Origin of the sequence: Blautia sp. Sow4_E7 (genome assembly GCF_052116245.1) — a bacterium.
GTDB lineage: Bacteria > Bacillota > Clostridia > Lachnospirales > Lachnospiraceae > Blautia_A.
Map to the genome: position 1 here is coordinate 39,344 of NZ_JBQKLL010000014.1, position 18,985 is coordinate 58,328.

At 42.6% G+C, this 18,985-nt stretch carries 15 protein-coding genes and 1 tRNA gene; 14 read left to right on the forward strand and 2 right to left on the reverse strand.

The features are described from left to right. Nucleotides 1-16 precede the first annotated feature (16 nt). The 6 genes from ACTQ50_RS10030 to ACTQ50_RS10055 all read left to right on the forward strand — a co-directional run bounded on the left by ACTQ50_RS10030 (nucleotide 17) and on the right by ACTQ50_RS10055 (nucleotide 8,673). Nucleotides 17-1,300: a hypothetical protein gene (locus ACTQ50_RS10030; protein WP_441484071.1), complete on the forward strand. Its 1,284-nt coding sequence runs from the start codon at nucleotides 17-19 to the stop codon at nucleotides 1,298-1,300. Nucleotides 1,301-1,338: 38 nt separating this feature from the next. Next, a complete protein-coding gene (locus ACTQ50_RS10035; protein ID WP_441484072.1) occupies nucleotides 1,339-1,800 on the forward strand; it encodes a signal peptidase I in 462 nt (153 codons plus the stop codon). Continuing rightward, complete coding sequence (locus ACTQ50_RS10040; protein WP_441484073.1) at nucleotides 1,797-2,432, forward strand: hypothetical protein; 636 nt, start codon at nucleotides 1,797-1,799, stop codon at nucleotides 2,430-2,432. Before ACTQ50_RS10035 ends, ACTQ50_RS10040 begins: the two co-directional genes overlap by 4 nt. After that, nucleotides 2,429-6,505, forward strand: a complete 4,077-nt coding sequence (locus ACTQ50_RS10045) for a SpaA isopeptide-forming pilin-related protein (protein WP_441484074.1) — start codon at nucleotides 2,429-2,431, stop codon at nucleotides 6,503-6,505. The genes ACTQ50_RS10040 and ACTQ50_RS10045 overlap by 4 nt, the downstream gene beginning before the upstream one ends. A 233-nt stretch (nucleotides 6,506-6,738) precedes the next feature. After that, nucleotides 6,739-6,811 (forward strand) — tRNA-Thr (locus ACTQ50_RS10050). Between the two features lie 194 nt (nucleotides 6,812-7,005). Continuing rightward, entirely contained in the window at nucleotides 7,006-8,673 is a 1,668-nt protein-coding gene (locus ACTQ50_RS10055) for a glutamine--tRNA ligase/YqeY domain fusion protein (RefSeq protein WP_441484075.1), read from the forward strand. Nucleotides 8,674-8,863: 190 nt separating this feature from the next. Here ACTQ50_RS10055 and ACTQ50_RS10060 read toward each other — a convergent pair whose 3' ends face one another. After that, complete coding sequence (locus ACTQ50_RS10060; RefSeq protein ID WP_441484076.1) at nucleotides 8,864-9,283, reverse strand: hypothetical protein; 420 nt, start codon at nucleotides 9,281-9,283, stop codon at nucleotides 8,864-8,866. A 147-nt stretch (nucleotides 9,284-9,430) separates the two neighbouring features. Between ACTQ50_RS10060 and ACTQ50_RS10065 the strand changes: the two genes are divergently transcribed. The 6 genes from ACTQ50_RS10065 to ACTQ50_RS10090 all read left to right on the forward strand — a co-directional run bounded on the left by ACTQ50_RS10065 (nucleotide 9,431) and on the right by ACTQ50_RS10090 (nucleotide 16,998). Further along, on the forward strand, nucleotides 9,431-10,018 hold the full coding sequence (locus ACTQ50_RS10065; protein WP_441484077.1) for a Maf family protein: 588 nt from the start codon (nucleotides 9,431-9,433) through the stop codon (nucleotides 10,016-10,018). A 12-nt stretch (nucleotides 10,019-10,030) separates the two neighbouring features. Beyond that, entirely contained in the window at nucleotides 10,031-10,699 is a 669-nt protein-coding gene (locus tag ACTQ50_RS10070) for an HAD family hydrolase (protein ID WP_441484078.1), read from the forward strand. Nucleotides 10,700-10,733: 34 nt separating this feature from the next. Continuing rightward, nucleotides 10,734-10,991: a glyoxalase gene (locus ACTQ50_RS10075; protein WP_441484079.1), complete on the forward strand. Its 258-nt coding sequence runs from the start codon at nucleotides 10,734-10,736 to the stop codon at nucleotides 10,989-10,991. A 180-nt stretch (nucleotides 10,992-11,171) separates the two neighbouring features. Continuing rightward, a complete protein-coding gene (locus tag ACTQ50_RS10080) occupies nucleotides 11,172-13,889 on the forward strand; it encodes a hypothetical protein (protein ID WP_441484080.1) in 2,718 nt (905 codons plus the stop codon). A 239-nt stretch (nucleotides 13,890-14,128) separates the two neighbouring features. Then, nucleotides 14,129-16,195 carry a molecular chaperone HtpG gene (gene htpG, locus ACTQ50_RS10085; RefSeq protein WP_441484081.1) on the forward strand — a complete coding sequence of 689 codons (2,067 nt, stop codon included), beginning with the start codon at nucleotides 14,129-14,131 and terminating at the stop codon, nucleotides 16,193-16,195. Nucleotides 16,196-16,608: 413 nt separating this feature from the next. Continuing rightward, on the forward strand, nucleotides 16,609-16,998 hold the full coding sequence (locus ACTQ50_RS10090) for a sporulation initiation factor Spo0A C-terminal domain-containing protein (protein ID WP_441484082.1): 390 nt from the start codon (nucleotides 16,609-16,611) through the stop codon (nucleotides 16,996-16,998). 30 nt (nucleotides 16,999-17,028) lie between these two features. On the opposite strand, the gene ACTQ50_RS10095 is transcribed toward ACTQ50_RS10090, so the two are convergent. Beyond that, nucleotides 17,029-17,532, reverse strand: coding sequence for a DUF5721 family protein (locus ACTQ50_RS10095; protein ID WP_441484083.1), 504 nt, complete (start codon nucleotides 17,530-17,532; stop codon nucleotides 17,029-17,031). A gap of 160 nt (nucleotides 17,533-17,692) precedes the next feature. On the opposite strand from ACTQ50_RS10095, the gene ACTQ50_RS10100 reads away from it, so the two are divergent. Together ACTQ50_RS10100 and ACTQ50_RS10105 are read left to right on the forward strand one after the other, a co-directional pair. After that, nucleotides 17,693-18,532, forward strand: coding sequence for a DegV family protein (locus tag ACTQ50_RS10100; protein WP_441484084.1), 840 nt, complete (start codon nucleotides 17,693-17,695; stop codon nucleotides 18,530-18,532). A gap of 140 nt (nucleotides 18,533-18,672) precedes the next feature. Further along, entirely contained in the window at nucleotides 18,673-18,930 is a 258-nt protein-coding gene (locus ACTQ50_RS10105) for a hypothetical protein (RefSeq protein ID WP_441484085.1), read from the forward strand. The last annotated feature ends 55 nt before the right edge of the window (nucleotides 18,931-18,985 follow it).

Consider the following 18,985-nt stretch of genomic DNA (forward strand, 5'->3'; position numbering starts at 1 on the left):
GAAAGGAAGAGGTACTATGAAGAAGCATAAATTCACATGTGTCTTCATAACTGTGCTCACCGGAATATTACTTGCAGCGGGAAGCGCACTGGCTGCCTGGAATGTTTCAGAGTATGCAATCAATCTTTTGTCCATGACCTCTTACAAAAACTCTATAGAAGAGAATTACAACCAGCCAGATCATGTGGATCCCGGACAGAAGGTGGTAAAGGAAGTCTACATAAAGAATGAAGGAAATGTGGATTCCTTTGTCCGGGTGAAAATCAGGAGAACGTTTGGAACGAGCAGTGCTACCGGTGAATTTGCAGAAGATCCGCAGTTAGACCCGGAAATGATCGAAATCCATTATAATACGGATTTCTGGAAACTGGAGGAGGATGGCTACTGGTATTACAAAGATGTACTCCTTGCAGGAAAAAGTACGGAGAAGCCGTTGATGGACAGTTACTATCTGTCCGAAAAAGCGGACAACCGCTACAAGAATAAAGAAGCAAGGATCATTGTGAATCTGGAGAGTATACAGGCAGAAGCCAGTGAAATGAAAACAGTATGGGGCAAAGATGAAAAAGATCTGGGAATTACCTACCAGCCCTGTACCTGCGAAACTGTGACAAGCGTTATTTTTGACCAGGATCACAGGCTCACAATAGGGGGCGAATCTACCGATCTGTTTGCGAATTTCAAAAATCTGCAGCCGGGATGCTCCAGAAGCCAGACCATTCGGATCTCCAATACTTCGGATGCTGCGATTCAGCTGTATCTGCGTGCAGAAGCGGTAGAACAGGAAGAAAAAAATCTGGAATTGATCCAGCAGCTTCTGACCAAATATGGAGTGATAGAGATAAGGGAAAATGAGAAGGTGATCTATCAGGGAACCGTAGATGGCAATCTTTCCGGTTCCGGCTGGAGCATGAAAAAGGAAATTGCTCTTGGAAGCTTCGAGCCTGGACAGGGAAGAAATCTGGTTGTGAAATTGTCTCTGGATGAAAACATGAACAATGAATACGAAGACCTTTTAGCAAAGGTAAAATGGGTATTTTCAGCCAGAGGAAAGGATCCTGATCCAGCTAAGAGGGATGATGGATCTGGCTCGGATGGTTCATCTGGAAATGTAAGGGAGAGTGAGAGTGGTGGAAGCAGTGCAGCCGATCAGAAAGGAGAACTTTATGCCACTGCTTCTACAAGTCCCAAAACAGGTGATGAGACGAAAATGTTTTCTAAATGGATCGCGCTGTTTGCTGCATTGCTTGCAATATTCCTGACTGGCAGAAAGCTGTACAGAAAGGACAAGAGTCTATGAAAGGAAAAAGCCCGATAAAAATAATTGGGAATTTAATCATGCTGGTGACAGTTGTTCTTTTGATCGGGCTTTCTTTTCCACAGCTGTATGGAATGGAGGGGTATGCAGTTGCTTCGGGCAGCATGGTTCCGGCACTTGGGGTTGGAAGTGCTGTCTATGTAAAGGCAAAGGCTCCTGAACTGGTAGAAAAGGGTGAGATCATAACGTTTACCACAGATACCGGCGGTGTGCGGATCACGCACCGGGTAGTAAAAAACGACAAAGAGAGGCAGTCTTTTATTACAAAAGGAGATGCCAATGAGAGTGAGGATATACAGCCTGTAAAATGGAAAAATCTATGCGGAACAGTTGTTTTTTCTGTTCCGTATGCAGGCTATATATTGAAATTTCTGGGAAGTGGAAATGGAAAAGGAGCAGTGCTGTTTTTTTTGCTGGCATTTTCCCTTTGTACAGAAATGTCTGGAGGTGAAATTATAAAAAAGGAGCGTGAGACAGATTGAAAAGAAAAAAATACCTGTTGGCAGTTGGGGCAGGAATTGCCGGAATTATGGTTTCGGCAGGAGGGACAGCTGCGTATTTAAGTAAATCTGTGAATGAGGTGAGAAATGTATTTACGGCAGGATCAGTGAACGCGCAGCTTACAGAGGCACACTGGGATGCTGCTCTGGCGGGGAAAACTTACCCTGGACAGGTACTGAAAAAAGATCCGGCAGTTGAAAATACAGGGGAAAATGATGCAAATGTTTTTCTGGAAGTAAATATTCCCATGCAGAGTATTTCCATTCTGGACCAGAATACAGGAAAAAAGCTTCTGAAAGAAAAACGTGAGCTATTCAGTTTTCAGGCGGATGACTCCAAATGGACGCTGTTATCCAAAGAACAGACACAGGAAAATAGAAAATATGTCTATGGATATAAAACTGTGTTGAAACCAGGAGAGACTACAGCACCGTTGTTTCAGGAAATTGTGATGGTCCCTTATTTAGAGGGGGAATTGGATCCCTCGAAAAGCTATGATGTGCCGGTTATTGCAAGTGTGATCCAAAAACAGGACGATAGTAAGACCATGAAGGAAGTTTACCAGGAATATATAAAGCAATATGAGAATGATAAAAAGGAGGGGATAGGATGAAATACAGAAAAATAAGAAAAGCGATACTGGCAGCAGTACTGGCGGTTCCCATGGCAATGTCCTATCCGGATCCTGGAATAATGGCACAGGACGAGCCTGTTATGCAGGAAGAGGGTGTACCAGAGGAAACAGAAGCCGAAGAAGTGCCGGAAGAAGACACAGCATTTGAAGAAAATCCAGTTTCAGACCAGGAAGAGTGGGAACTTCCAGGAGGAAGTAATCTTATGATAGAAGATACGCCCTCTGATCCGGAAGAGCAGGACAGCACGTTCGGAGATGGCTTTTACGTATCAGAAGAAACGGAAGGAGACAGCTTCTTTGATGGAAATGCTGTGGAGCTTCTTGAAGAAGATGACTTCTTCATGGAAGGCAATACCGATGATATGATCGCCACGTATATCGCACCGGACAACTATGTACAGGAGGGCGATCCGGTAAAGAATGGAAGCGGTGGTTTTACACCGGTAACCATCGGAGAAACCTATTTCAGCAGTAAATATACAAGGCTTGGCTGGAATGATGATAGCCAGGTTTATCCATGGAATAATGCTGGAAGTAATGTATATACTGGTCTGCGCCCAGGAGAGGAAATAGACTGTCCATATTTTGTTCCGTTAAATGATACTGCGAAAGGAAAGTTTGGATTTCGGATTACCCATGTTGGCTATAATAAAGAGACAAATACAAAACTGGATCTTTTGCTGACCGAAACCAATTATCACAACTATACCTATGATTATACAGGAAAAAAGATAGAAGGGATTTATCCCATGTTTGGTGTGGGCAATTCCAAGGAACTCTGGATTGTTTTTAAAGATGAATTAGCTGCCCAGGAAATAAAAATAGACATTGTAAAAAGCGGAACCAATACACCAGTTCCAGGCAACTATCGTTTCCGCTGGCTGGATATTGATCTTTACCAGAGATTTGGCATCCGGCTCCAAAATGGTACGATCGCGCACCGATATGCCACAAAAGATTCTGTAGTAAACGTGGTAAAGAAAACTCAGTTTTCCCAGACCTATGAAGTTCTGATTGCGCCTGCCCCGGAAGTAAAGGGAGAGGTTCCGCAGAATACGGTTGTTTATGAACTGGATAATTCTTCTGGTTTCTATCTGGCAATATTACGACCTGGCTGTGGCTCCCATTCCATTGAAACAGAAGCCCGGATTAAAAAGACTTTTGAGGCAACCAAGACCGGAAATATTAGAACATCAGCTGGTCTTAACTGGGACGCAAAAGGATATGGCCCTGTAGAATATCCGTCATTGGTGAAAAAAACAGGAAATACTCTTGCATCCCAGGGAAATTCCAACAGTCTTTCTGACAGCACAGGAGAATTCTATTATACGTTACAGACAGATATTCCGGAAGAGCATTCTGCTTATTATTACAGCTCCTGTAAAGTTACGGATACTCTGCCTGCGGGGGTAGATTACAATGGATCTGCAGCTGTAAAAATGCTCCCTTCTGAATCGGATGTAAGTTCCTGGTTTACCATTTCGACAGCTGGCGATGTGCTGAATTTCCAGGCAACACCTGCAGCGCTGGCGAAGGCAGAATTCTATGGGAAAACCTATGAATTTCAGATAAAAGTAAAAATGGATCCTACGGAGATAACACCTGTATACAGTGGCGATAGTTATAAGTATGAAGTGAAAAACAAGGCTTCTATTTCCTGTAAGCATATAAATGGACAGGAAGGAACAAACTGGTCCAATGAAGTGACTACCAGCTGTACCAGGACGAAAAACAGAATTCCAAGTACAGAGGTAAAAAAATATACTGCAAATTTGCAGGAAAATATCTGGAAAACAGATCTGCTTCTTCCGAACCCGGATAGTACATATCAGTATAAGCTGAGTGTAAAAGTGCCGGATAATGAATACGGCGGGTATATGACGAAACTGGAACTTGCGGATACACTGCCAGACGGAGTGGAGAAGACAGCAGATTCTATTATTATCTATGAAAACGGACAGACTCGTGCAGATAGCCGTTTTACCGTGAATGCAGCGGGCAAAAAGATTACCATTAGCGCCACAAGTGCTGCCCTGGGAGACCGGTCTTTTTATGGAAAGAGCTATGATGTGATCGTGACTGCGAAAATGGTGCCTGACCAGATTTCATGTACTTACAATGGGACAGTGGCATCTTACGCTGTAAATAACAAATTTACAGTTACGGTCAGACATAAAGGTGATACCAAGGACACCATTCTTACGTCAAACAATGTTGCGGACAGGGCAAGTGTCAGCAGAACAGAGCCGGAAAACCCTGAAAAGTGGATTCTGGACGGAGAAAAAAGAGTAGCTTCCAAAACCTACGAAGGAAGGAATTTTAGTACCGTATTTGAAATTGTACAGGAAATTCCTTCTAATAAAAGAGAATGGAAGATAAAAGGCTTTAAAATTCAGGACACTCTGGAAAACTGTTTTCAGTTGAAATCTGCACAATTGTATCAGGGACAAACTGTTTTGGCTTCTTTTGATGCAAATGGAGGCACACAGGGCGCGTGGTCCATGACAATGAACGGTTCTGCAATCACGGTCGGGACTACAGGCACATTGCCAGATGGCTGTTATGGACAGGAGATCAGACTGGTGCTTACTGTGGATATGAAAAGTGACAGTGAGCTGCAGCTGTACTATGTGGAAAATGCAGATCCTAATATTCTGGAAGCATATATATACAATATTGCGACCAGCAGTTTTGAATGGATCGGGGGAGTTCCTTCTTCTACTTCCAAAAATACAGAGAAAACCCAGGTAGTAATAAAGGAGAATACTCCAAAAGGGAAGCTGACGGTACAAAAAACAGATAAGAGCCAGAAAAAGCTTTCCGGCGGCGTGTTTCAGATTACAGCAGCAGAAGATATCCGCTCTGCTTCAGGAAATATTCTGCTTAAATCCGGTGAAATTGCAGATACCGTTACAACCGGTGAAAATGGAACAGCAGTATCAAAGGGGCTTTATCTTGGAAAATACATTGTAAAAGAGATAAAACCTCCGGCTGGATATACCATTTCCAAGGAATTCTTTGAAATCCAGATCAGTAAAACAGAAATGGAAAAAACAGTTCTGTTTCAGGACGAAGAGACTTTGGTGATCATAAAGAAAATCTCGCAAAAGGAGAATGCAGGAGATGCCCAGGAGGTGCTTGGCGGAGTAAACTTCCTTTTGTGGGAAAAGACGAAGGCAGAGGATTCTGGAAAAACTTATACTACAGGGAAAGATGGACAGATAAAGCTAACCGGAATCGTACCAGGAACTTATCAGCTGAAAGAAATTGCCGCGCCAACAGGTTATGTGTCAGATGGAAAAGTTTATGAGTTTACAGTGGATGAAAATGGTCTTGTGGAGAAAGAGCATGGCCATACGATCGTAATTGAAAATGCTTATACAAAGGCAGAATTTTTAAAAACAGATAAGGCAACTGGAAAAGCGGTAGCTGGAGCAGTTTTGCAGCTTTGTGATGCCAGTGGCAAGGTGATCGATACCTGGACCTCAGAATTGACTGCGCATAGAATAAACAGACTGGAAGCAGGGGAATATGTGCTTACGGAACTTCGTGCACCTTCTGGATACAAAAAAGGACAGGCTGTAAAATGTATTGTAAAAAGTTTGCCTGAGGTACAGAAATTTTCTCTTTCAGATGTAAAACTGGTGACCATCACGGTAGATAAAGTTCTTCATGGAGACGAGATCGTCTGGGCGCAGGGAAATCCGGTGTTTACATTTACAGTAAAAGGGACCGATCTGGATGGTGAGGAGCATACTTATACCAATATGGTTGAATTTGCGAAAGACAATACAGATACCAGAGCGGATGTAAGTAAAAGGGTTGTTTTTACCCTTCCTGCCGGAACCTATAAGGTGAAAGAAGAGACAACCATGCGTTATAAGCTTGAAAAAATCGACCAGGTGGTAAACGGAACTGTACAGGAGAGTCAGGTGGAATTTAAACTGACTGCCAATCAGAACGGAGCGGCGGTGTTTACCAATAAGAAAAAAGATGACCGGTTTCTTACTGACACTGGACTGGTAAGAAATGTGGTAATTCCGGAGAGTTGATCAAACATGGTATTTTACTTTATTGGCAAGTTTTTTGGCTGAAGAGTTCATGTGAACAATAGGAAAAAAGACTCTGCCTGGCTGAGCAGTCTATTCAGCTTTGGCAGAGTTACAGGAAAATCTTTTAAAATTTTTATATTTTTTGAAAAAATTTGAAAATAACTGTTGACAATAGAACAACCTTCTGGTAATATAATCAACTGTGAGCGGTAGAAACGCCGAGACACAAGAGTGCTGATGTGGCTCAGTCGGTAGAGCGTCGCCTTGGTAAGGCGGAGGTCACGGGTTCGATTCCCGTCATCAGCTCTTTAAGTCCTTGATTATAGATCAAGGACTTTTTTTGTGGCAGAAATTATTATCTTCTCATAAAGCAGCAGAAAAATCAAGTTTTTTATAAGAAAAACTTTTAAATTCCATTTATTTATGATAAGATAAATCAACTAAGACTAATAATAGTGTGATTTTTTGCTATAAAAGAGTTGATTTCAGGAGGGAGAACCATGGAGAACGAAAAGGTTTCCAAAAATTTTATTGAGAATATTATTGATAAAGACCTGGCAGAAGGAGTTTATGACACCGTTCATACACGTTTCCCGCCAGAACCAAACGGATATCTTCATATTGGACATGCCAAGTCTATCCTTTTAAATGCAGGACTGGCGAAAGAATATAATGGTAAATTTAATATGCGTTTTGATGATACCAACCCTACCAAGGAGAAATCTGAGTTTGTAGAGTCCATTAAAGCGGATATCAAATGGCTGGGAGCTGACTGGGAAGACAGACTGTTCTTTGCTTCTGATTATTTTGGACAGATGTACGAAGCTGCAGTGAAGCTGATCAAAAAAGGAAAAGCATATGTATGTGACTTAACTGCGGACCAGATCAGAGAGTACCGTGGAACCTTAAAGGAGCCAGGTAAGGAAAGCCCATACAGAAACAGAAGCGTGGAAGAGAACCTTCAGCTTTTTGAGAAAATGAAAGAGGGCAAATACGCAGATGGAGAGAAAGTTCTGAGAGCGAAGATCGATATGGCTTCTCCGAATATGAACATGCGTGATCCGGTTATCTACCGTGTTGCCCATGTAAGTCATCATAGAACAGGGGATACCTGGTGCATTTATCCGATGTATGATTTTGCTCATCCGATCGAAGATGCAATCGAGGGAATTACCCATTCTATCTGTACTCTGGAGTTCGAGGATCACAGACCGTTATACGACTGGGTAGTAAGAGAACTGGAATACCCTCATCCGCCGAAACAGATCGAGTTTGCGAAACTGTATCTGACCAATGTGGTAACTGGTAAGCGTTATATCAAGAAGCTGGTTGAGACTGGTATTGTAGATGGATGGGATGATCCAAGACTGGTTTCTATTTCCGGTTTACGCCGCCGTGGTTATACTCCGGAATCCATTCAGAAGTTTGTTGAGCTTTGCGGTGTATCCAAGGCAGACAGCTCTGTAGATTACGCAATGCTGGAGTACTGCATCCGTGAGGATCTTAAATTAAAGGCTCCCCGCTATATGGCAGTTCTTGATCCGGTTAAGCTGATCATTGATAACTATCCGGAAGGCCAGGTGGAATATCTGGATGCTCCGAATAATATGGAGAACGAGGCACTTGGAACCAGAAAGGTTCCATTTGGAAAGGAACTTTATATCGAGAGAGAAGACTTCATGGTCGAGCCTCCGAAGAAATACAAACGTCTCTTTGTTGGAACAGAAGTACGTCTTATGAACGCATATTTTGTTACCTGCACCGGATATGAGGCTGACGATGCTGGAAATGTTACAGCAGTACACTGTACTTATGATCCAGAGACAAAGGGCGGAAATGCACCTGACGGACGTAAGGTAAAAGGAACCATTCATTGGGTGGAAGCCTCCAACGCTGGTAAGGTTCCGGTACGTCTCTATGAGAACATTGTTGATGAAGAAAAGGGTGTTTATGATAAAGAGACTGGTGAGCTGAACCTGAACCCGAATTCTCTTGTTGAGGTTTCTGCTTATGTTGAGCCAGAACTTCTTAAGGCAAAAGGTCTGGACAGCTATCAGTTCGTAAGAAATGGTTTCTACTGTGCAGATATCCATGATTCCAAGGATGGTGCACCGGTATTTAACCGTATTGTATCCCTTAAGAGTTCTTTCAAACTTCCAAAAGCCTGATAGAGAATAAGAAACTTAAAGAATCATAAAGAAAAGTCCCATGACATACAGATTGGAATAGAATCTGATGTCATGGGACTTTTGGGTCTTATAAAGATTTCAAGTCACCTACCTGCTAACTTAAAAGATAAAGCTGGCTCAAGATAGGCTGACACGGCTTTTGTGCATTGTGAAGCGGTTCCTGTGAGGATTAGTCAATATGGATAGATGCTTCTTCCTCATCCTGTTCTTTTTCAGCTTCTGCTATATTTTCTTCGAATTCTTCCTCCAGCTTTTTCGCTTTCTCAAGATTCTCATCCATTGCACTTTCATCTGCCGGCTCGTCATCTGTGTTAGCAGGTTCAGCATCGCTGTCATCAGAAGGCTCATCTGTATCAGTACTTTCTTCCGTTTCTTCTTCGGAGGTTGCTTCCCAGGATACGAAATCTTCACGAACCTCTTTTTCTTCAGGCTGTTCGTTGGTTTCCTGCTCATCTTCAAAATCTTCTTCCAGATCAGCTGCTTCCTCCAGTGCCCTGCGTTTTGCAAATGTAGCTGCTATAGCACCGGCTGCGGCTGCGGTTACTGCACCAAGTGCAACCATACCCCAATATTTGTTTATCTTTGCCATATTGTCTGCTCCTTTCGGTATTTTCCATCTGGTCTGGCAGAATGGAGTTGCTTATATTGTAATACTTTTCAGACAAAAAGAAAAGAAAAAAATCATTGCACCAGTATAAAGGTCGGGGTATACTGTTAAGACAGAAAAGGAGAGATTATGGAGAAAATTGTTTTAGCTTCGGGCTCCCCGCGAAGAAAAGAACTGCTTGCAAGGACCGGTTTGAAATTTTCGGTAGTGGTAAGCGATGGGGAAGAGAAAACAGATCTGACGGATCCGGCAGAAATGGTAGAGAAGCTTTCTTTTGACAAGGCTATGGCAGTTGCAAGGAAGCTTTTGCAGGAAAATGAGCCCTGTCTGATCATCGGCGCAGATACGGTAGTTGCGTTTGAGGGGAAAATTCTGGGAAAACCTGTGGATAAAAAGGACGCTCTGGATACGTTATCCAGACTTCAGGGCAATGCACATCAGGTTTATACAGGCGTCACACTTCTGGTAAAGGAAAAGGATACCTGGAAGCCTCATACGTTCAGCGAAAAAACAGATGTGCAGTTTTACCCGGTTTCAAAAGAAGAGCTTATGGAATATATAAGCACAGGAGAACCTATGGATAAAGCCGGCAGCTATGGAATCCAGGGAAAATTTGGAATTTATGTAAAAGGGATCTGTGGCGACTACAATAATGTAGTGGGACTTCCAGTTGGACGACTGGTATATGAACTCAAGAAAATTGGAATGAATATATAAGGGGAACAAAAAATGATAAAAGCATGTATTTTTGATCTGGATGGAACCTTAGCTTATACTTTGGATTCCATGGCTACAGTAGGAAATATGGTAGTCGGGAAATATGGCCTGAATCCGATGCCTGTTGAGAATTACAGATATTATTGCGGAAATGGAGCAGATATGCTGGTAAAAAGGCTTCTGATCGATGCCGGAGATCCGGAACTGGTTCATTATGAAGAAGCAAGAACTTTGTATAGGAAGGAATTTAACAAGGATCCGTTTTATAAGATCCAGCATTATCCAGGCATGCCGGAAACCTTAAAGGAACTGAAAAAAAGAGGTGTAAAACTTGGCGTATGCTCAAATAAGCCTCACGAAGCGGCTGTAAAAGTAGTGGAGAGAATGTTTGGAAATCATATTTTTGATGCGGTTATGGGACAGAGCGAGACCGTTCGAAAGAAGCCTGCTCCAGATGGTCCGTTAAAAATAGCCGGACAATTTGGGGTTCTCCCGGAAGAGTGTATGTATCTTGGTGATTCCGGTACGGATATGCAGACTGGAAAAGCTGCTGGTATGTATACCGTTGGTGTCCTGTGGGGTTATAGAGAGAAAGAAGAGCTTCAGGAAAATGGCGCGGATGATCTTGTAGATGCTCCGGAAGATATTCTGGATGTTTACGAGGAAAAATGTAAGGGTTAAGGGATAAAAATACAAATATACAGGAGGTAGAAAAATGTATTCAGAAGAATGTATCCAGACATTTCTGGAAAAACAGGAGCAGCTTTTTGATGAGCCGGTGGCAGAAACTTATGAGGAAGCAGAGGAATTTCTGGAAGACTGTATGGCGGTTGTCGCAGATTCTATCGACGAAGTCCGCAGATATCTGTCCGGAATGGGAGCCGATGTGGACGGCATGAGCAAGGAGGAACTGGAAGAAGCCAGTGAGGTTTTTGCCCTTCCAGACGGGAAATATCTTATTGTGGAGGGCTGATTCCTGCCAGATAAATTCAAATTACATAAGCATAAAAACAGATTGCTATAATGACCATAAACAAGGGAACAGGCATTATCCAGTTTTACGAAGGTATAAAAAATGCTTGTGGAAATATTTAAAATATGTTACAATAATGTTACAGGTCAGCCTAAAGGGAAATGTAAAGGAGGATGGCATATGAGACCTAAGAAAATTATAGCAATGGTTATGACATTTCTTATGATGCTTTCCTTGCTTCCATCTCTGGTATTTGCATCAGCAGTGCCGGAAGGAGAGCTTGGAGGAAAGCTGAAGATCAAAGGAACAGCTGCAGTAGGATCTGAACTAAGTGCAGATTATACGAAAGCTTCACCAGAGGGGCTTACAGATGATTATGTAAGTTTTTCCTGGTCAAGAAAAGTAGGAGACCAGCTCACAGAAGTTGGTACAGAGAAGACCTATAAGCTTACAGATGAGGATTTGGGAAATAAGATCCAGCTGAAGATTACTGGAAAATCTGAGATGGGAGTAACCGGTGAGCTGAAAGCGAACACAGTGGAGATCGTAGCGACACCAGAAGAAGCTCCAGAAGAGACCACAGAGGTTCCAGAAGGAGAGCAGGAAGCTGCATCGGCAGAAGAACCAACAGAGGACGTTCCGGCAGAAGATGTTTCAGAAGAGGGACAGACTGATGAGAGCGCACAGGCAGCTGAAGATGCATCAGCTGATACCCAGCAGGATGAGGTTATTGAGATCGGTGGCGAACCTACAGATTCATCTGAGGATGTGATGCAGCCAGCAGAAGAGCCGACAGAGGATATCACTGGTGCACAGGACAGCAGTACCGATGACAGCGTGATCGATATTGGAACCGAAGATTATCTGGAAATCCCTGAAGATGGCCAGAGCGAAGCTCCAGCAGAGGAAACACCTGCAGAAGAGACTCCTGCACAGGAAGCTCCGGTATACACAGCAGAAGTTGTAACTGAGAGTGGAGATACCGTTCTTGATTTTGGTACTGTACAGGCTGGTTTTACACAGGCAGATGCAGAAAGTTCCATGATGAAGACAGTCACTATTAAGAATACTGGTACAGGTACTCTTAATTTCCAGGAAATCAGCCCGGAGCATTTTATGGTTCAGGATCTGACTTCTCTTGCAGCTGGCGAATCTGCTGACGCATGGATCATGCCAAGAGAGGGTACTGAAGCAGGAACTTACAGTGATACGATCACTTATACAACTGAGGAAGGTGTGACTTTATCTTTCAACGCAAATCTTACAGTAGAAGATCCTCAGAAAGACGATGGCAATACAGACCCACAGGAGCCAGCAGCAGAAGACCCGGCTACACCAGCTGAGGATCCGGCTACACCGGCGGAAGATCCGACTACACCAGCTGAGGATCCGACCACACCGGCGGAAGATCCAGCTACACCGGAGGAACCAGTTCAAAATGTACCGGATATCAAACTTGCTGATGAGAGTGTAACATCCGTAGATTTCTCAGATACAACTATTACCCAGGGCACAGGAACTGACGGAATCACCAAAACCGTTACAATAAAGAATAACGGAACAGGAACCGTAAATCTTGAAATTTCCACAGAAAGCGGAAAAGTACAGGCTGCACTTGATAAAACAGAACTTCCGGCTGATGGAAGCACTACCGCAGTAGTGACAGTACAGCCAATCGATACCACAACTGTAGGAACTGTAACGGATAATATTATTATCGCAAATGCAGATTCTGATCCTAAGACTACATTACTTACCATTCCGGTAACCTACACAGTACAGGAACAGCCAGCACCGTCCCTTACCGCAGATGTGACAGAGGTTACTTTCGACAGCAAAGAAGCTGGCTACACAGAAGCTCCGGCAGCTAAAACAGTTCATGTTTCAAACAATGGTAATGTAAAACTTACAGGAATTACCGTAACCGTAACTGGAAGTGCTTTTGCAGTTAGTGCACCGTCTCAGACAGAGTTAGAAGCAAATGCTGACCAGGCAGCGTCCTTTACAGTAGCTCCAATTACAGGACTTGCAGCAGGAACTTATAATGAGACAATTTCTATTAAGGCAGATCAGCTTGGTTCCTATGATATCCCAGTAGGCTTTACTGTTACAGAAGCTGCTACCAAGCTTACCGCAGTTGGCAAGGTATCAGATATTACCGTGGCAAATGGCGTAGAGAAATCTGCAGATGGATTACAGCTTCCAGGAACCGTTAAGATCACTACCAATAAAGGTGAGATGAATGCATCTGTAAAATGGGATGTAAAGGGCTGCGCATATAATCAGAACAGTGCTGAGGCACAGAAATTCTCTGTAAATGGTACTGTTGTTCTTCCAGATGGCGTTACCAATCCGGATAACCTCAGTCTGGTAGTATCTGCAAATGTGTCTGTAAAGCGTGGACCAATTGTTTCAGATGCAGCGAATAACACCATTACCGGAATCAGTTCTGATGGTGTATATACCACAGAGACTAAGATTACCTTCACAGCAGTTGGTGCGGGAATGGATATTGAAAATCCGATCAAGGGGGATGTAAGATATCAGCCTCTCAATTGGGAAGTCCTTGAAGCGAGAAGCTGGGACAGCGCTCCATATTCTGCGACCTTCCGTATGGGTAAGACAGGCAGCTATACACTGACTGTTACCTACAATCAGCAGAAATTCGATGGAAGTAACTGGGTAAACACTGGTACACAGGATACTAAGAAAGTTAGCTTTACCGTAAACGCTTCCCCGAACCAGACACTGACACCAGCAGCAGATAAAACCGATGCAAACCAGAAGAAAGCAGTAAAGACTGGAGATAACACTCCAATCCTTCCATTTGTGATCATTCTGCTCGTAGCAGTTGCGCTGATCGCAGGAATTCTTGTTTATCGTAATAAAAAGAAATAATAAGTGTTCACCTTGTTGGAAATAGAAAAGGCTGAATAGAAAAGGCTGAATAGAAAAGGCGAAGGGGTACTGTTAATGGTACTCCTTCTTCTATGTATAAAAGTAAAAAATAGGATTTATTATCCACCTACAATATTGCTAGCACTCATTTAAAATGAGTGCTAAATTTTTCTTGACTTTTAGTCAGTTTGGTATTATTATAGTTGATATAATTAAGAAGACAAAGGAGAGTGAGCTGCATGGCTGAGAAGCATGGTAGTTTATCAATTAACAGTGAAAATATTTTTCCAATTATAAAGAAATGGTTATATTCTGATCATGACATTTTCGCAAGAGAGCTGATTTCTAACGGCTGTGATGCGATTACGAAATTAAAGAAACTGGATGTTATGGGTGAATACACACTTCCAGATGATTATAAAGCAGAAGTGCATGTTATTGTGAACCCGGAAGAGAAGACTCTGAAGTTCGTTGATACCGGTCTTGGTATGACAGCTGATGAAGTAGAAGAGTATATCACACAGATTGCTTTTTCCGGAGCAACAGAGTTCCTTTCCAAATATAAAGATAAGACAACAGATGACCAGATCATCGGTCATTTCGGACTTGGATTCTATTCTGCATTTATGGTAGCAGACGAAGTCCAGATTGATACTCTTTCTTACAAAGAGGGTGCTACACCAGTACATTGGACCTGCGACGGCGGTACCGAGTATGATATGCAGGATGGCAATAAGACTACCGTTGGTACAGAGATTACCCTGTTTTTAAATGATGAGAGTACAGAATTTTCTAATGAATACCGCATGAGAGAAGTAATCGAGAAATATTGTTCCTTCATGCCGGTAAATATCTATCTTTCCAAGGAGAATGCTCCTCAGGAATATGAGACCATTGAGGAGTCTGAGCTTCGCGAGGATGATGTAGTTGTAGAGCGTATCCATGAGGACGCCAAGACAGAAGAGAAGGAGAACGACAAGGGCGAGAAAGAAGTTGTAGAAGTATCTCCTGCCAAGGATAAAGTAAAGATCAACAAGCGTCCAGTATCCTTAAGTGATCCGGAACCGCTGTGGATGAAGCATCCAAGCAGCTGCACAGACGAAGAATACAAGGAATTTTACCGCAAGGTATTTATGGATTATAAGGAGCCTCTGTTCTGGATCCACCTGAATATGGATTATCCATTTAACCTGAAAGGTATTCTGTACTTCCCGAAGATCAATACAGAATACGATTCCATTGAGGGAACCATTAAACTTTATAACAACCAGGTATTTATCGCAGATAATATCAAGGAAGTAATTCCGGAATTCCTGCTTCTTCTGAAAGGTGTGATTGACTGCCCGGATCTTCCGTTGAATGTATCCAGATCTGCACTGCAGAACGATGGATTTGTAAAGAAGATTTCCGATTACATTACCAAGAAGGTTGCTGATAAGCTTACCGGAATGTGTAAGACAGACCGAGAGTCTTATGAGAAATACTGGGATGACATCAGCCCATTTATCAAATATGGCTGCATCAAGGATGCGAAATTTGCAGATAAGATGAGTGATTATATTCTCTTTAAGAACATTGATGGCAAATATCTTACTCTGAAGGATTGCATCGAGGAGAATAAGAAGCCAGAGGAAGAGGCTAAAGCTGAGGAGACAAAGGAGTCCACAGAAGAGAAGAAAGAAGACTCTGCAGAGGATAAGAAAGAGCCGGAGAAGACAATCATCTTCTATGTAACAGATGAGGTTCAGCAGAGCCAGTATATCAATATGTTCCGTGAGGCAAAGAAGGACGCAGTTGTTCTGAAGCACAATATTGACAGCGCATTTATTTCCCATCTGGAGCAGAGAGACCAGACCATCCAGTTCAAGAGAATTGATGCAGACCTTTCCGAAGAGCTTCGCGAGGATGGCGCTGCGGATGAGGAGACTTCCAAGACTCTTACAGAAGTATTCAGAAGTGCGCTGAAGAATGACAAGCTGGAAGTAAAGGTTGAGAACCTGAAGAATGAGAAGGTTGCTGCAATGATGACTCTTTCTGAGGAGAGCCGCCGTATGCAGGATATGATGAAGATGTACAATATGTACGGTATGGATCCATCCATGTTTGGTGGACAGGAGACACTGGTCCTCAATGCCAAACATCCGCTGGTTCAGTTTGTAGCAGGTAATAAGGATTCTGAGAAGACTCCTGTGATCTGCGAGGAACTGTACGATCTTGCTATGTTAAGCCATAAGCAGCTTTCACCGGAAGAGATGACCAGATTTGTACAGAGAAGCAATGAGATTCTTCTTATGCTGACAAAATAAGTATCCTTTCCTATATGGTGATGCCGCAGATTGGTGACATGTCCGTTTACTGGGAAAATGAAAGGGAAAGCCCTTTCCATAATATTATTGAGAAGGCAGATATTTGAAGTGAGTGATCACATTCGAATATCTGTCTTTTTTCGTAAAGCCTATAAGAACAACAAAATAGAGCAATGGACCTATTTGATGAAACAGTTATATGACGTTTTCAAATCTCGAAAATCCTAAAAATTATTACAATTTTCTTAATTTTTGTCTCAAAAAGCTAAAAAAGGGAAATTTCATTCGTATTATATGTAGAGGCAAATGATTGCTAACTGCATTGCAGGAGCAACGGTTGTGCTGATATCCAGAAGAGAATTCTATGGCAAAAGGCACATACAAAAGGTAACTTATTGTGGGAGGGACAAAAAATGAGAGAGGTATACGGAACGATACGTAGATTAGGTGCAACATCAAAATACAAGGGATATTATTTTGTGGCAGAAGCCATACATATGACAATGGAATTTCAGGAGCGTCCTATGAAAATTACAAAGGACATTTATCCAAGACTTGCAAAGAAATTCAAATCTAAACCGTCCAATATTGAGCATGATATCCGCACAATTGTAAATGTATGTTGGGAAAATCACAGAGAAAGATTGGAACAGATTGCCGGATATCCTCTGGAATACAGACCGACCAACAGTGAGTTTGTTGATATGATCGCATTTTATCTGGAAAGTGAGAAAGAAAGGAACATTCCGGATCTGGGCTTACGAAATGATGCTCCAGGGAAAATCATGGAGCATGTATTCTGATTTACACGGCAAGGCGTCAATTGTGCTGACTTATATTTCCTCGAACGATAATTCATTGCGGCGGAAGAAGTCTGCGATATACTGTTCCCAGAGGTGGTCCAGCTCTTTTCCGGGAAGAAAGGTCTTTATAGAGGTTCCGGTAGTACAAAGCAATGTTTTGTTTTTGTATTGTAGATTCAGGTAAAGACCAGTCACCAGCTCGGGTGAAATTAAGATGGCAGAATTCTGAAGCAATGCGCTTGCCTTATTAGGGGAAAACTGGAGCACGATCTTAAAAGAAAGAGGAGCACGCTTTCCACGTATGATCGAGTAACAAAAAGGCTTCACCTCTTTCCAGAGAGAAAAAGTACGGTGGCTGGAAGCCAGAAATTCCTGCTCGTCGTTGTCGAAAAAATCAGTCTGGAGTCTGCCATCAATGGAAAAAATGTTGCTGGTAATAATTTCGGCCTGGTTCAGCCAGAAAGCATCGAAGGTTTCTCCAAGGAAAAGCTTGTTGGTAAAATCCTTCTGATCAGTAATCTTTAGGGCGAGCATAAAAGCCTCCTTTCATAAAAAGAGCGAAATTCGTTAGTGCTTTTTATTATAAAGCAATTTGAAAGAAAATGGAAGAAAAAACTCTTTTCAAACACATAGTAATGTGTTAATATAGATGTGGTATTTAAAACTACATATTATGGAAAAGAGGACGATATAATTGAGCTATAAAATTGTGATAGATAGCTGTGGAGAACTTCTGGAGCAGTGGAAGCAGGATGAGAGATTTGCATCCGTACCGCTTACCCTGACTGTGGGAAGTGAGAATATAATAGATGACGAGACATTTGATCAGGCAGATTTTCTTCAGAAGGTTGCGGCTTGCCCGGAATGTCCGAAGTCAGCCTGCCCGTCTCCGGAGAGCTACAGAAAGGCATTTGACTGCGATGCAGACCATGTTTACTGCGTCACTCTTTCCGCAGAGCTTAGCGGCTCGTATAACAGTGCAGTTCTTGGCGCAAGCCTTCTGCATGAGGAGAAGAAGGGGGTGCAGGTCCATGTGTTTAATTCCTGCTCCGCTTCTGTAGGACAGACTTTGATCGCTATGAAAATTGCACAGTGTGAGGATGCTGGCCTTCCCTTTGAGGATGTGGTCAGTGTTTTGAATAAATATATTGAAGAGCAGCACACCTTTTTCGTGCTGGAGAATCTGGAAACCCTGCGTAAAAATGGCCGTCTCAGCCGTGTGAAGGCGCTTGTGGCAACTGCCCTTAAGATCAAACCTATTATGGGATCCACTCCTGAGGGAAGCATCTGCCAGTTAGATCAAGCCAGAGGAATGAATAAAGCCCTGGTAAAAATGGTGGATAAGATCATGGAAGTGACAGAGAACAGTGAGAATAAGGTTCTTGCCATTTCCCATTGTAATAGCCCGAAGAAAGCTTATATGCTTAAGGAAGCCATTCAGGAGAAGATGAAATTAGCAGACATTGTGGTTCTTGACACCGCAGGTGTCAGCAGCATGTATGCAAATGACGGAGGAATTATTGTAGCCGTTTGATGAGGGGTACTGGTCACGGAGTGAACAGTAACTGATGAGGTCATGAAGTTGTGAAGACTAAGTGAACGCCCTTCCATTTCTTGTGAAAGTGTGCTATACTCACCTAAGACGATATTTCATCCAAAAGGAGACGTGCTACTATGAGTCAGAAGAAAGTAGATGCTTATAAAGCAGAAAAAGCAAATCGTGAGAAAATCATGAAAAAGGAGAAGCTGATCCTTAACCTTGAGAAGCTGGCAGCGCTTGTTGTATGTATTGTTGCCGTGTGCTGGATCGGCTATTCTGTATACGGGAAGGTAACAGCAGATCAGGTGACTGAGACTACAGAGACTGTTATGGATACTTCAGCACTGGATTCTTATCTGAATGGACTGAGTGCAGATTCAGAAGCAGAATAAAAATAGAATAGGAACGGATAGCTGCCAGGGGCAGTGTAAAGTTATGGGGACAGAT